Origin of the sequence: Massilia sp. CFBP9026 (genome assembly GCF_034045165.1) — a bacterium.
GTDB classification, from domain to species: Bacteria; Pseudomonadota; Gammaproteobacteria; order Burkholderiales; family Burkholderiaceae_D; genus Telluria; species Telluria arenae.
The window spans coordinates 840,802-855,248 of sequence record NZ_JAXCWH010000001.1 but is presented as its reverse complement, the minus strand read 5'-3'; the positions used below and the strand labels follow the sequence as shown (position 1 = coordinate 855,248).

Below are 14,447 nucleotides of genomic sequence, written 5' to 3'. Positions count from 1 at the left end.
TCAACGCCAGTGCACGAGCAGCGGGGCCGCCATCCACGGCAGGCGGATGGTCGAGAAGCTCCAGGGCAGACGGTCGAGCAGCATGTCCATCTGTCCGTGACTCACCCGAATTTGCCAGCGCTGCCCGTCCGGTTCCAGCCGGCCCCGGCGCATCAGGAATGCCCCGCGCAGCCCGTCCGCCGAGGAGTTCTCCACTCCACGCCATTGGGCAATGAACGCCCTCAGCATCTCCTCGGCCCCCTGGCGCTCGGCCTGGGTGAGCACGACGTCGGCGGCGACCGGTTCCTCTGGCGCCAGCCCGCACAGCAATTTGTTGAGGGGCAGTGCATGGGCGGGCGCGCCGCTCGCTCCCGACGCCACGAACTGCAGCAGGTGCACTGCGCGCCCGGCGGCGGCCGGGCCCGCGAACGCCCCATCCACGGTCAGCTTCAGCATGGCGAACAGGCGCGGCAGGAAGTGACCGAGCAGGACCAGGCCGGCATTATCCAGGTAAATGAACTCACCGTCCCGTACGACCTGCGTCGCGTCACCGGCGCTCGCCGGTGCGTCCGCCGGCGCGGGGCGGTCGTCGACGGTGGGTGCAGCGGCCGTCGGCGCCGGCGCCGGCGCGCGGGGCGTCTCGACTTGCACCCGCGCCGGTTCCACCCGCGCGGTGACGGGCACGGGGCCACGCCAGGCCGCCAGCAGCGCCTCCTGGGCCGAAGAATCCGGCCCGGCTGCCGCGCGCAGCACCTCGACGCACGCGCTCTCGAGATCGGCAACGGCACGCAGCGTGCGCTGCGCGGCCAGCTCGAAAGCGCCGCCCCACAGGGCGCGCTGCCATCCGCTTCCCAGCACATGGGCGATGGTCTCGCGCCGGTCGGCGATGGCGCGCACGGCAACGCCCAGGTCGGGGCGGGACAGGACGACCAGGTCGGCCAGCATCCACTGCGGCAGGCCGGCGCGCAGCGCCGCGCGCCACAGGGGGCGCCGGTGCGCCGCGCGCAAGGCGCGCAATACCTCTTCGGGGCGCTTCTCCAGCAATGCGCTCCATGCGGGCGGCGGCGGCCCATCCTCGCCAGCCAGTAGCGCCGCGAGCAGCACTTGCTCAGGCCTGCCTGCGATATGGGCGTTATCCGTCGTCTTTTCCATGTCTGTCATCCTTCTCATTTTTTCTGTTCGTCTACATCAATGCCAGGTCACGTGCAGCGGCGCCGGCATCCACGCGAAGCGCACGATCGAAAAGCTCCACGGCAGGCGGTCCATCAACATGTCGAATGGACCGTGCACGACCGACAGCTCCCAGCCCTGCGGGCCCAGGGCCAGCTCCCCGTCGCGCATCAGGAAGGACTGGCGCAGCCCTTCCACCGAGGTGCGTCCGAGCGCGCTCCAGCTGGCGATCATCGCCTCCAGCAAGCCCTCGATGGTCTCGCGCTCGACCGCCGTGAGCGCGATGCCGACCGGGACCGGCGCCTCCAGCGGCAGGCCGCACAGCAGCTTGTTCAGGGGCAGCGCATACTCCGGCGTGCTGCTGGCGCCCGATACCGCGAACTGCAGCAGGTGCACGGCGCGCTCGGCGGCGTCGAGGTCGACGAAAGCGCCATCCACCACCAGTCCCAGCATCCCAAACAGGCGCGGCAGGTAAGGCGCCATCAGCACCATGCCGGCATTTTCGAGGGCAATGCGCTCTCCCTCGGGAATACCGGGCGCGTCGTCGGCGGCGTGCGCGGCGGCTGACGGCTTCGTGACGGGGGCCTGGCGCACCGGCGCCGCCGGGGACGGGGCGGCACGCCATGCCTCCAGCAGCGCCACCTGCGCCTGCGCGCCCGGCACGGCGGCGCGCAATACCTGCTCGCAGGCGGCGGCGAAGTCGGGAGCGGCCGCGCGGGCCGGCCGCGCCGCCAGGTCGAAGGCGCCGCGCCACAGCGCGTCTTGCCAGCCGCTGCCCAGCACCGGGGAGACGACGTCGCCACGTTCGGCAATGCCGCGCACGGCGGCCGCAAGTTCGGGCCGCGAAAGCGCGACCAGGTCGGCCAGCATCCGTTGCGGCAGGCCCTCGCGCAATGCCCGGCGCCAGCCGCGCCGGCTTCCGGCCGCGCGCAGCGTCCGCAGCACGTCGTCGCGCCGTCCTTCGAGCAGCGCGCTCCATGCGGGCGGCGGCGGATCGCCGTCGGCGGCCAACAGCGCCGCGACGATTGCGCTTCGGGGTTCGCTTGCCGTGTGCGTCGCTTCCGCCTGCGCACCTCCTTGAAGGACGATCGCTTCGAGGTCCAGCGGCGCGCCGCGCTCCAGTGCATCCATGACCGCGCGCAGGCAGGCCTGCTCGCCGCCGCTGGTCCGTGCCGCGGCCGCGATCGCCTCCACCATGACGGCGCGGCGCGCGGGCGGGATGCGGCCTTTCCGGTCGAGATGGCTGCGGATGCGCTCGATCCACCGCGCGGCGTCGAGCGCCGCCGCCGGCGGCAACATGGGAGCACGCGTCGCGCCGGTCAGCGCGGTCTCCAGCACCGCGCATACGTCGAGCAGGCGTCCCGCCGCCGGATCGGGCGGGGTGGTGAAGGCGCGGCCGGCTGCCTCCTCGAATCCCTCCCGCTCGCCGGCCCGCGCCCGCGCAGCGTTGGACAGCAGGCGCCGCAAAGCGCGTCCCGCGCCGCCATCCGGGGCCGCCGGCTGCCATGGCCGAGAACTCGGTGGTGCGGCGGCCTGGCGCAGCCGGAGGACGTCACCTGGGACACCCAGATAGCGGTCGCGCAGTTGCGCGACTTGCCGAGACGTCGGGCCGCCCAGGGCGGCTTCCAGCAGCTCGGCCCAGGCCTCCACGCGCGGATAGCCCGGATGCGCGCGTGCGCGCAGCTCGACGCCGTCGGCGATGGCAAGCAGCGCGCTGGCGGCGCCAAGCTGCGCCGCCTTGTCCACCAGTGCCCGCAAGGCCTGCACGCTACTGGCGCCCGCGAGCTGGCGCAGCCGCGCGCGCACCGGCGCGCCGGGAGCGAGCGCCGATATCCCGGCCAGGAGCGCGGCGCCATCCTGCACCGCCCCGGCCTGGTCGGGCGGCGCGGCAAGGCGGTCGAGTATCTCGCCGCGCAATATCCTCGATGACGGCAATGGCGCCTGCCCCGCCGCGGCGCGCACAACGGCGCCCATCAGCGCGGACCAGACCAGCAGGCGCAGCCGCCGCGGCGCGATGCCCGCCTCGAGCCCCGCGCGCTGCAGCTCGTCCGCCAACGCGTACAGCGCCTCGGCCCGGGCCGGCACCGCCCGCGCCAGCACGTCGCGCAACTGCCGTTCGGGAAACTGCTCCACCAAGCGGCGCACCGCGGCCGGACGTGCGAGAGCGGTGGCCAGCATGCGCCACAGCGGTTGCGGCGACGTCGAAGCCAGCAAGCCGTCGAGCAGCGTCACGTGGGTTTCCTCGAGCGGCGCCTGCTCATGGCCGGCCGCTCCGGCCGCCGCATGCGTTCCCAGCAGGCGGCCCTTGCGCAGGAAAGCCGCTAGGCGCTCGATTGCGGAGGCACCGCGCCACGCCGCGGGCGCATCTTGCGTCCCCTCGTGCGTCTCCTTCCGGCCGTGGCGCGCAACCCGTGCGATGACTTCGTCCAGGCGAACGCACAGGGCCTGCACCGAGGCCGCGGTCACCGTCGGCGAGAGGCAGGCCTCGAACACATCCGCCCACGACCGCGCATGCAGGCCCGGCGCCGGGCCAGCCGCGCCGGGTGCAGAGGCCAGCCCCCGGCCCAGCGCACGCAAGCGGACGATGACGGCAGACGCGAAGGCTGGAGCGAAGCGCGCCAGCAAGGTTTCGCGCAGGTGCACCGGAATCGCGGACACGAGCCGGCGCGCGCCGCCGGGCGAGGCAAGCGTGCGCCGCAGCGCAGCAGCCAGTGCGCCCTCCAGCGCTCCAGCGTCGACCGCATCCGCCGAACTTGCCGCGTCGACGGCCAGCAGGCGTTCCAGCTGCGCCGCGCGGCCATGATCGGCATGCCCCGCGCGCCACCAGGCTTCGAACCCGTCGAGTGCACCCTTGTCCCGCCGAACCCGGGCGTTCGCGCCACGCCGGCGCGGCGCGGCGTCGGGCGGGGCCACGGCATCCAGGCGACCGCACAAGGCTTCCACCGACGCCGAGGACGGCGCCGGCCCCAGGCACAGCGCGTACACCTGCGCCCAGCAATCGCGCAGGGCCTCCGGCCTGGACGACAGGCGCCGGCCCAGGCGTTGCAGCAAGGTGACCAGCCGCGGCGCCAGCGACGGCACGGCGAACCACAACAGCGCGATGCCCAGCTGCTCGGGCAGCGCCGCTGCCAGGCGGCGCGGCCCCTCCGGCAAGGCCACCGTGCGCGCCAGCGCGGCGACGAGCGCCTTCGCCAGCGGCCGCCCGGCGCCCGGGTCATTGTCGCCACCGGCCGCCGTGGCCCGCGCCAGCATCCGTTCCATCCGCGCCGCGCGCGCGGCATCGGCCTGGCCGCCGCGCCACCACGCCTCGAGCTCGTCCAACGCCGCCGGCATCCGGTCCTGGGGCGCGGCCGGCGCTTCCTCCCGCGCCGGCGCCGGCATGAGCTCCGCGTCCAGGCGTTCGCACAAGACCTGCACTGCGGCCGCCGACACCGGCGGCGCCAGGCACGCGGTCAACAGCCGTGCCCAGGCATCGATACACGTTTCCGGCGCCTGGGCGTGGCGCGCGCGCAGCCGCTGCATCAGCGCGATCGCGCGTGGCGCCAGGCCCGGCAGTGAGAAGCGGATCAGCGATTCACGCAGGCGTTCCGGCAGCGCGCGCGCCAACCGCAGCGCGCCGTCGGGCGCGGACAGCACGCTGGCCAGCGCCGCTGCCAGCGCCGCCCGCAGGCGCGCTTCCAGGCCTTCCGTCTCCACCCTGGCCAGCAGCGCCTCGAGCCGCGCGGCGCCGGCCGGATCGAAGCGGCCGCCGCGCCACCAGGCTTCGAGCCCTTCCAGTTGCGCATCGGCCCGTGCGGATTCGTGCGCCGCCGGCCGTCCGTCCCGCAGCGCACGCAGCAACAGGTCGTGCCAGGCGGTGCACACGTCGTCCTCCAGCGCCGGCAGGTCCAGGCCCGCGCCGTCCTGCGATTCCAGCAGCAGCGCCAGCAGCGCCGCCTGTCCGGGCGCCGCCGCATGCACGATGCCGGCCAGCTGGCGCTGCGGGAACTGTGCGACCAGCCGGCGCAGCGCCGCCGGGCTCTCCGACGCCCTGGCCAGCATCCGCAGCAGCGCCTCGCGCGATGCGCGGGTGCGCCCGGCGCGTTCGAGCAGGCGCGCGAGCAAAAGGACGTGCGGCTCGCCTGCCAGCGGCGGTGCGCCGTCGAAGCGGCCACGCTCAAGGAAAGCCGCCAGCTGCGCGAGCTCATTCGGCACCACGACATCAGCGGCGGCGGGAGCGCCGTGATCGGCCAATGGCGCGCCCTGCGCCGCCGCATCCAGCACCGCGTACAGGCGCGCACGCACCGCATCGCTCCGCACGGCCACGCCCACGCCCACGCCGTCCATGCCGGCCACGAGCAGCTCCAGCCAGCAGCGCGCGTGCGCCTCGGCGGCGCGGCCGCGGTCGCCCACCCGCGACACCAGTTGCCGTTCGACCTCGCTCATCAGCGCCAGCAGGCGCGCGGCGCCGGACGGCATCAGGAAGCGCAGCAAGCGCTCGCGCAGGTACAGCGGCATGGCGTCGGCCAGCCGGCGCGCCGCGTCCGGGGTCGACAGCGCGCCTTCCAGTGCGCCTCCCAGCGCCCGCGCCAGGCCATCGCGTACCGCCATCCCGCCGCCGGATGCCAGCAGCCGCTCCAGCACGGCCGCGGCGCCGGCATCGCGCTCGCCGCGCCGCCACCATGCCGCCAGGCGCTCGCCGTCTTCCGGCGCCAGCGCCGCACGGTCCGGCGCGGCCGTCGGGTATCCGATCGCCGCGGCCACCGCCGCCAGGCCGGCGGCCGGCGCCGTAGTTCCCAGCGCCACGCCCAGCACCCAGGTCCAGGCCAGCGCGGCGTCCGCTGCGCCGGGTCCAATCTCCAGGGCGGCGCGCCAGGCCAGCAGCGCGCGCGCCTGTCCCGGCGCCGCCGCTGCCAGCACCGCCTCGAGCTGCCGAGGCGGGAACTGCTCCGCCAGCCGCCGCAGGGCCTGCGGCTGCCGGATGGCGTCGGCGAGCATCCGCACCAGTGCCCAGGGCGCCGACGCCAGCAGGCCGTCCAGCAATTCCACGTGCAGCTCGCCGCGTCGCGGCGGCGCATCCCAGCCCAGCCGCCCACTGCGCAGGAAGGCCGCCAGCCGCGTCAGCGCGTCGTCCTGGGCGCTCCTGATGGTGGGGAGATCGAACCCGGCCTGGCCGCCGGTCCGCGCCTGGGTCGCGCCAGCCGCCAGCCGCGCCTGCTGGCGCGCCGCCGCCAGCGCATCCTCCAGCAGCGCACGCAGGCGCGCCGGCGCCTGTTCGCGCAGCGCATGGCGCTCGATCGTGCCCAGGTCGAGCGCGAGCGACGGCAGCACCAGGACGGCGCCGGGTTCGTCGCAGGCGTCCATCACCTCGTCGAGCACGGACAGCAGCGAGTCCTTGACCAGGCGCAGCAGCTGCCCCTCGTCCTGCAGCTCGGGATCCGGCGGATCGAACTCGAAGGCGACGTCGAGCCGCTCGATCAGGTGCGGGGCGCTCATCGAGGTCGCCTCATGCGGCTTCCTTGCGGTGCACGCGCAGGAAGTGCACCAGCGCGCCGGCCGCGTCATGCAGCGGCTGCGCGAGGCCCGCGCGCGCATCTTCCGCGGCCGCATGCCAGTCGCGCAGCGTCCCGCGCCAGGCATCGTGCAAGCCCTCGAAGCCGGCCATGTCGGCGGGGCCGAGCCACAGGAAGCCGGGCTGGATATGGGCCGGGCAATGCTCGCGCACGGTCTCCTCGACGAAGTTGCGGAAACCGCGATCGGCGCAGCGCAGGGTCCAGCGCGGCAACACCACGCTGATGTGGGCCGCGTAGAAGGCCGGATTGCCGAGGCCCTCGTCGCCCTGCAGTTCCTGGTCTTCGCGGCCCAGGCCCGGCCGCAGCAGCACGTGCTCCACGAGGTGCATGCCCTCGCAGCCCCGGTTCAGGCGCGCCAGTTCCGCCACTGCCGCATGGGCCGCCGCCACCGCTTCGGTGCGCCGCCCGTGGCTGGCCAGCAGGCGCCAGCGCGCGCCGGCCTGCACGTGCAGTTCGTAGGCGCCGTCCCGGCGCGCCAGCCGGTAGTTGGACAACAGCGCGCCGTCGCGGAACAGCGCTTCGTCGAGCCGGGCCGCGCGCGCCGGCAGCGCGCCCCGGGCCGCCACTGCCCGGACACTCGCGGGCGGCACCGGCAGCCAGTCGTCCGGCGCCGCCGGCGCCGCGGCGCCCGGCTCCGGCCCCTCTTCGTCGGCGAGCGCCAGGCGCGCGCCATCGCGGACCGGGCACAGGCTGCGATGGCGCTCGCCGCCGTCGAAGCCGAGCAGGATGGCGGCGCGCCGGACCAGCGGCGCCACCGCGTCGGGCGCGTCCAGCGGCAGCGTGTAGTCGGCGCCGCTGCCGCGGCCAGCGCTCAGTTCGACCAGCTCCGCCAGCAGGCGCCGCTTGGCGTCGAGCAGCCAGGCATCGGTGTCGTGCGGATGATAATGGTTGAAGCGCCGCAACGCGGTCTGCGTAAATGTCTCGCCATAGATCGCCAGCAGGTAGTCGTAGACCCGCCCCTTGCGTTCCATGTGCTCGTCCTGGCGGCCCAGCACCCGCGCCAGGCGCGCGCGCGTGGCTTCCGGCCCTTCGCGGTACAGCGCATCCAGGCCCGGCGCCGCCGGGCCGTCCAGGTACTGGGAACCGTAGCTGCGCGCGTCCTCGTGCCCGAGCCCGAACAGCCGCGGAAAGTCCTGCAGGTTCTGCAGGTAGTTCGCCATCAGCTGCTCCATCGGATACAGGTAGCCCTGCAGCTGGCGCGCCTGGGCCTTGCGTTCGGCGCTCGCGCTGTCGGGCAGGCCGTACTTGCCGATCCCGTACACGGCCGGGAACTCGTGCTGGACCGAGTAATAGGCATGCAGCTCGCGGTGGGTGCCTGACGGCAGCGCGTAGCGGGTGCGCGCACCGCTGTCGTCGGCGCGGAAGGCGTGCTGCTCGAAGCGCAGCTTGGCCAGCTCCAGCCTGGCCTCCTCGTACAGCAGGCGGTTGGCGCTGCGCCAGGCCGGCACCGGCGGAATCGTCTGTTCGCTCACGCCATACTCGATGCCCTGCTCCGGCTGCACCCGCAGCAGCTCGGCCAGCTGCTCGCCCATGGGGAAGGCCAGCACCGCGCAGCTGCCGTCGGCGCGGTCGCGCGGGATCGCCGGCACCGGACGCAGGCCGGCATCGACGATCGACAGCGCGCGGATGCGGCGCACCCCGTCGATCTTCTGGATCACCCCGATCAGTTCGCTCACCGACACTGGCGCCTCGTCGTCGGCCCCGTGGCGCACGCTGACGTGGCCGTGGCGCGTGGCCGGACCGTCGTAGACGCGCTCCGGGCTCCAGTCGAGGGCGATCACGTCGCGCAGGCGCTGCGCCGACAGGCCCGAGGACAGGTACTGGCCGCAGTCGAACAGGATCTGGGCCAGCACCTCGGCCTGGGAACGTTCGCCCCAGGTGTCGATCTCGCCGCGCAGGTAATAAGCGCGCGGCCGCAGCACGCGCACCCTGGCCAGGTCGGCGCCCAGCGCCCGGCTGGCCGCGTACGCCGCGCGCACGCGGCGCGCCAATACGGCCTCGTCCGCCGCTTCGTGCGCCGCAGCCGCCGCCGAGCCGTCGTGCTCGGGCAGCACGTCGATCGCGAGCAGGCCGCCGCCCTCGGCCCGGATCCAGATGTCGGCCAGTTCCGGGATCTCGCCGTACAGCAGGCGCCGGTAATCCTCGATCGTTAGCGGCGCGCCGGGCAGGATCTCTTCCGGCGGGTACAGGGCCAGGCCGGCGTAGTCGATACTGCCGTCCGGTCCTGCCAGGTAATCGGCCATGTCGAAGCCGGTGCGGTAGGCCAGGTCGGTCAGGCCGTAGGCCAGCTGTTCGAGCGTGGTCACGCCAGGATCGTGCAGGTTGAAGTCGGTCCAGACCTCGCCGCACAGGCGCTGCAACGCCGCGATGCCGGCGCCGCGCAGGGCGTCGAAGCTGGCCTCCTCGGTCATGCCGGCAGCGGGGAGCAGGCCCGCTCCGGCCGTCATGCCGTCCCCTCCAGCGCCGTGCGCGCGGCCCCCTGCGGCAATGCCGCGAGCTGCGCTTCCAGGCCACGCACCAGCGTGTGCACCCGGCGGTACGGCAGGTCGGACAGGGCCGACACTACCAGCGCGAGCTCGCCCGCGTCGAGCACGAACGGCGCCGCGCCGCCGCGCGTGTCGATCCCGTCCGTCCAGTCCCGGGCCCAGGCTTCCAGGCGCGCCATCAGCGCCTGCACCTGGCCATAGGGACGCAGGCCGAGCGCCTCGGCCACCAGCCGCGCCTGGCGCGGCGCGAGCTGCAGGGCGAAGCGCGCCACGCCGTCAACGCGGCCGCTCACGCTTCCTCCGGCGCGATGCTGCCGTCCATGCGCGGATCCAGCCACAGGGAGGTCAGGTGGTACTGGATGCGGGTATTCTCGCCATAGGTGCAGCCGACCCGCAGCTGCAGGTAGTAGTTGCCCGGCACCGCCTTGTCGTCCAGCCAACGCAGCTGCAGGCGGTGGCGCCGCGAGCCGTAATGGGCCTGGTGATAGGTGACCTCACCCTTGGCGTCGAAGGCGCGCAGCGCGAACGCGTGCATCAGCGCGTACTTGCCGGAATCGGGGCGGCCAGCGCCGGCCGTCACTTCCAGTGCCGTGCAACCCTGGTAGGGGCCGCCGATGGTGTGCCACTCGGCGCCGGCCGGCGCCGGCCGGCTGCCGGCGGCGCCGACCCGGCCGCTGCTGGCGACCACGCCGTCCACGTCCAGCTGGTGGCGCGGATAGCGGGTGTTGACGCCGATCCGGCCGTCGGTCCTGCCGTCACCGTTGGGCCCCAGCAAGGTCAGGACCGCATAGCCGCCGCCCTCGGCCTCGTCGTCGGCATCCACCTCCGCGGGCGCCGCGCCGCGCCGCGCCGCGTCCAGGGTCAGGCGCGCCGTGCGCCCGTCCAGCCCAAAGGCCCAGGCGGTGCTTTCCTCTTCCACCGCGCCGTACAGGCTGAGGACGCGGCTGTTGCCGCTGATCTGGGTAAGGCGCAGGCCGTCGTGCTCGTTGTGGGCGATGCCGTCGTCGTGGATGTTCAGCACCGATTCGATCAGGTCGCTGAAATCGCCGGCCGACGGCATCTCGCCCTCGCCGAAGCGTCTCTTCAGCGTGTCTCTATTTCGCTTGGTCATTGTCGGTCTCGGATGAAATGATGAAAGTGCTGCCGATTTCCAGCTTGCCGATGCCGGTGCGCCTGGCGACACGCGACTGCTCGCTGCCGGCCACCAGGATGGCGTGGCGCCGGATCGGTACTGCCACGCTCCACGGATAGAGCGGCGTCACGTCTGGCGCCGGCTCGCCCTTGCGGCCGGGCACCGCGGTATCGGTGAGCAAATAGCGTTCGGTCCCGGCGTCGCTCACGCTGAGCATCGAGAATTCGCTGACCGCCAGGACGCCCGGCTGCGCCAGCAGGAAGGCCTCGACGTCATGCTGGCGCAAGGTCCAGCCGAACAGGCTGGTGTTGCCCGCCGGGTTCCAGGGCGAGATGAAGTCCGAGACCAGCCGGTCGAGCAGGTTCACGTGGCGGCCGTGGTCCAGGCCCGGCGCCAGCCGCACGGTGCAGCGCACCTGGATGCGCTGGTAGAACGGGTTGGCGACCTCGAGGCGCACCTCGGCGCCGACACGCGCGGCCAGGAAGGCCTGCACCCGCGCCACCACGTCGCCGTTCAAGCGCGGCAGCACGTTCAGGTGGCCACTCGACGCGAACGCCGGCAGCGCCACCACCAGCACGTGCCCCGGGCAGGCGCCGCCATCCGGCCTGAGCTCCAGCGACAGGTTGGGAAAGCACTTGACGCGGTCGATGTCCGGAAAGCGCTCCAGCACCAGCCGCTCGTAATCGTCGGGCACGATCGCGCGGCCCTTGTGGCGCAGGCGTTCGGCGCTGCGGCGCCTCAGCTCGACCCGGTCTTCCGGCAGGCGCCCGCCGCTGGAAGCCGTCATCTGGGTCACGCGGACCAGGCCGGGAATGGCCTGGCGCGGGCGCCGGATCGTGGCCGCCGCGATGCGCTCCGGCGCGCCCGCCGTCATGTCGTCCGCGGCGCGCCACACCTGCAGCGCATGCGGATGGACCGAGTACAGCTGGCAGAAGCGGTTCAGCTCTTCCTCGCACGACACCCGCAGCCAGACCAGCCCCTCCGGCATGATGGTGTTGTCGCAGCCCGCGTCCAGCGGCAGCGCCAGCGTGACGATGCCGGGGCGGATGAAGCCCTGGGTCGAATCGCCCAGCACGGCGTGCGGCGGCAGCGCGATCCAGCGGTTGCCGGCCAGGTAGGCCCAGCTGATGTGGCGCTCGTGCTGGCCCGACATCGGCAGCGCGTCCTCGACCAGGTTGAAGAACAGGCTCAGGGGCGCATCCAGCACGCTTGCGCTCAGGCCCAGGTACAGGTTGCCCGAATAATCGATCGAGGGCAGCAGCAGGTCGCCGTGTTCGCTGCCGCCACGCGCCGCCTCCCAGCCGAAGGGATGCAGGCGCAGCAGCGCTTCGCCGGACTGCGCCGGCGTCGGCCCGATCGTGCTGGTGGCCGCGTAAGTCATCGTCACCGTCTCCAGCGTCGGCGTGTACGGCGGATTCGGCAGCGCATGCGCGTCGCGCCGGTAGCGCCATTGGCTGTTGCGGGTCAGCACCCGCGCCAGCTGGTAGGGATAGTCGCGGTGGCCGAAGGCGAATTCGCCGGTGTCGAGGGTCAAGCGGAAGAAGCCGCTGCTGGCGCCGGGTTCCCAGGCGAACGGCTGGTCCGGCGCGCAGCGTCCCAGGGGCAGCGGGCGCGCCAGGTGCAGCACCGGGCCCAGGTCGACCACTTCGCTGGCGGCGACGCCGGGCGTACCCGCCTGGCGCCGGCCGGCCGGCGCGTCGGCGAACAGCACCTTCGCCGGCCGCGCCTGGACCTTGGTCTCCACCGGCTGCCAGCGGCCATCGGCCAGCGCCGCCACCGTGCAGCGCACGTCGCGGAACGGTTCGCCGTCATAGCCGCCGTACCAGGCGCGCAGGCCGCCGGCCACCTGCGGCAGGCCGCCCCACTCGAACGCCAGCGTGGCCTCCGTCAACCGTTTGCAGGCCGTCTCGGCGCTGCCCACCACCAGCCAGGCGCCATGCGCCGGCAGCGGGCCGAAAGGCTGGAATGGCGCCGCCGGCGACAGCGCGCCCATCTGGTTGTACAGCGTCAGCGAGCGGTGCCCGCTCACCTTGACGTCGACCTGGGCGCGCGCCATCGGCAGGCCACGCAGCAGGCCATAGGGATACAGGTAGCCTTCGCCATTGAGTTCGAAGCGCAGCAGCGGGCAGGCGCCCGTGACGCCCGGGCCGTGCAGCGCCGGGTCGTAGGGCGCCACCGCGCCGGCCTCGTGCCCGAGCGTGAAATGGATGTGCAGCGCGTCGTGGACACCACCCTGCTCGCCCTCCCCGGCGGCGTCGAACGTGGCGCTGTAGGCCGGCACTGCCATCCAGCCGTCGACGCCGGTCAGCGCCAGCGTGAACATCCGGCGCAGCACCTTGTAGCGCACTTCGGCCTGCGATTCGCGCATCTGCGTGGCCAGTTCCGCCAACCGGCCGCCAAGGGTCTCGTCGCCCGCGGCGCTGTTGCGCTGGGCGCCCAGCAGCAAGGTCACGTGCACGCTGCGTTCGCCCTCGCGCATGAGCAGCACGTTGCTGGCCAGGGCGAAGCCGAGGCGCGCGGCCTGTCCCGGGGCCGCGCCGGTGGCCGTGCGCGGCGCGCCGAACAAGGGCCGCGGCGCCAGGTTGGCCCGGTCGAGCGCCTGGTCCGGCTCCAGCACCGGCAGGCTGGCCAGGCGGCAGGCGGTGGGATAGCCCTTGCGCTGGCCGTGGCGCCATTCCCACAGCGCGTTCTCGGGCGCGGTCAGCCGATTGCGCTCGCAGAAGAGCGTGTACATCGCACGCAGGCGCGCGTCGCCCACCACCAGTGCCTCGCGCGGCGCGAACACCAGGTCGCCCAGCTGGCGTCCAGCCGGGGCCAGGAAGGCGGCGCCGGCCGGCACCACGGTGCGTGCGCCCGGCGCGGCGGGGGCAAACACCAGGAAGGTCGAATCGCATTCCGCCGGTTTCGGGCGCATGCGCAGCACGCGATCGTAGTAGAAATCGAGGTGGCGTTCGGTCAGGGTGTTGGCCGCGTCCTGGGCCCGCCGGTAGATCTGGACGAAGGCCAGCAGCAGGCCCGCGCCCGGATCGTGGACCCCGCTCGACAGGCTCTGTTCGAGGCGCTGGGCGGCGCCGCACTGGACCATCTCGATGGCCTTGGCCAGCTGGTTGAACCAGGTGCGGCACAGCGCGCGCAGCTCGTCGTCGCGTACCGCCCCGCCCGGGTCCAGGCCCAGCATCGCGCTCAACTCGGCCACCAGCGCCGGCGCGTCGCGTCCCGCATTCCATTCGGGGCGCGACGCGCGGTAGGCAAGCGCCCGCCGCAGCGATGGCGGCAGATTGGCCAGCACGCCGGCGATCAGGGTGCCGAGGTCGATCCCGACCGGGCTGCCGCGCTCGAGCAGCACCCTGGACCAGGTCTCCAGCCGCTCGACCATCGCGGACAGCAGCACGGTCGGCGAGCCGCCGCGCGGCGCCGGCATGCCGCCCGGGGCCATGCCGTCCAGCGCGCGGTCCACCAGGGCGTCGAAGCCGGCGCGGTTGCGGTGCACGCGCAGCGACAGGATCTCGGCCATCACCAGCGTCTCGTCGTCGCCGAAATAGTCGCGCCAGCTGCGGTCCCAGCTCGCATCCGGGCCCTCGGTCGCGAAGCGCACCAGGCCGGCGTAGTGCAGCGCCAGCGTCATCAACTGGGCCTGGGTCAGCTCGTCGATGTCGATGTAATGCGGCGCCAGTGCCGCCGGCAGGCGAGTGCGCTGCGCCAGCCCCTCGCGCATGCTCATGAAGCCGTTTCCACGTGGAAGGGATAGACCAGGTTGGCCCGGGTGTTGGTGGCGCGGATGCGGTACACGACCTCGATCGGCAGCACGCCGTGCGCGTCGGGGCCGGGCAGCACCGCCACCCGCTCGACCTCGACCCGCGGCTCGCAGCGCGCGATCGCCTGCAGGATGGCCTGGCGGATCTCGGTGACCACGCTTTCGCTGACGTGCTCGAACACCAGCGCGTGCAGGTTGCAGCCGTACAGCGGGTGCATGATCCGCTCGCCCGGCCGGGTGGCCAGGAGGATGCCCAGGCTTTCGCGGATATCGCGCTCGCTCGACACCATGGCGGTGCGGCCGTCGCGGCCGAACTGCGGCGGGAAGGCCCATCCGGTCCCCAGGAACGATGGGGTCTTGCGCGCTGCGCTCAC

The 14,447-nt window shown here is 73.6% G+C and carries 7 protein-coding genes; all 7 read right to left on the bottom strand.

What is annotated here, in order from left to right; all coding sequences use genetic code 11:
* From SOM28_RS03490 to SOM28_RS03460, 7 genes are read right to left on the bottom strand one after another with little or no spacing between them, the layout of a single operon-like run.
* The gene (locus SOM28_RS03490; protein WP_320467206.1) at window positions 1-1,131 is read right to left on the bottom strand and encodes a contractile injection system tape measure protein; all 1,131 of its coding nucleotides are present in this window, start codon (window positions 1,129-1,131) and stop codon (window positions 1-3) included.
* A 36-nt stretch (window positions 1,132-1,167) separates the two neighbouring features.
* Window positions 1,168-6,624 carry a contractile injection system tape measure protein gene (locus tag SOM28_RS03485; RefSeq protein WP_320467205.1) on the bottom strand — a complete coding sequence of 1,819 codons (5,457 nt, stop codon included), beginning with the start codon at window positions 6,622-6,624 and terminating at the stop codon, window positions 1,168-1,170.
* Between the two features lie 10 nt (window positions 6,625-6,634).
* Window positions 6,635-9,148, bottom strand: a complete 2,514-nt coding sequence (locus SOM28_RS03480; protein ID WP_320467204.1) for a hypothetical protein — start codon at window positions 9,146-9,148, stop codon at window positions 6,635-6,637.
* Complete coding sequence (locus SOM28_RS03475; RefSeq protein WP_123070629.1) at window positions 9,145-9,480, bottom strand: hypothetical protein; 336 nt, start codon at window positions 9,478-9,480, stop codon at window positions 9,145-9,147. The genes SOM28_RS03480 and SOM28_RS03475 overlap by 4 nt, the downstream gene beginning before the upstream one ends.
* Window positions 9,477-10,298 (bottom strand): hypothetical protein, encoded by an 822-nt coding sequence (locus SOM28_RS03470; protein WP_320467203.1) that lies wholly within the window; start codon window positions 10,296-10,298, stop codon window positions 9,477-9,479. Before SOM28_RS03470 ends, SOM28_RS03475 begins: the two co-directional genes overlap by 4 nt.
* Window positions 10,282-14,040 (bottom strand): baseplate J/gp47 family protein, encoded by a 3,759-nt coding sequence (locus tag SOM28_RS03465; RefSeq protein ID WP_320467202.1) that lies wholly within the window; start codon window positions 14,038-14,040, stop codon window positions 10,282-10,284. Before SOM28_RS03465 ends, SOM28_RS03470 begins: the two co-directional genes overlap by 17 nt.
* Window positions 14,037-14,447, bottom strand: coding sequence for a GPW/gp25 family protein (locus SOM28_RS03460; protein ID WP_229414820.1), 411 nt, complete (start codon window positions 14,445-14,447; stop codon window positions 14,037-14,039). Before SOM28_RS03460 ends, SOM28_RS03465 begins: the two co-directional genes overlap by 4 nt.

Bases quoted from the DNA above. Each gene is read 5' to 3' on its own strand.
- SOM28_RS03470 (WP_320467203.1), bottom strand. From the start codon at position 10,298: ATGACCAAGCGAAATAGAGACACGCTGAAGAGACGCTTCGGCGAGGGC.
- SOM28_RS03480 (WP_320467204.1), bottom strand. From the start codon at position 9,148: ATGACGGCCGGAGCGGGCCTGCTCCCCGCTGCCGGCATGACCGAGGAG.
- SOM28_RS03465 (WP_320467202.1), bottom strand. From the start codon at position 14,040: ATGAGCATGCGCGAGGGGCTGGCGCAGCGCACTCGCCTGCCGGCGGCA.
- SOM28_RS03485 (WP_320467205.1), bottom strand. From the start codon at position 6,624: ATGAGCGCCCCGCACCTGATCGAGCGGCTCGACGTCGCCTTCGAGTTC.
- SOM28_RS03490 (WP_320467206.1), bottom strand. From the start codon at position 1,131: ATGGAAAAGACGACGGATAACGCCCATATCGCAGGCAGGCCTGAGCAA.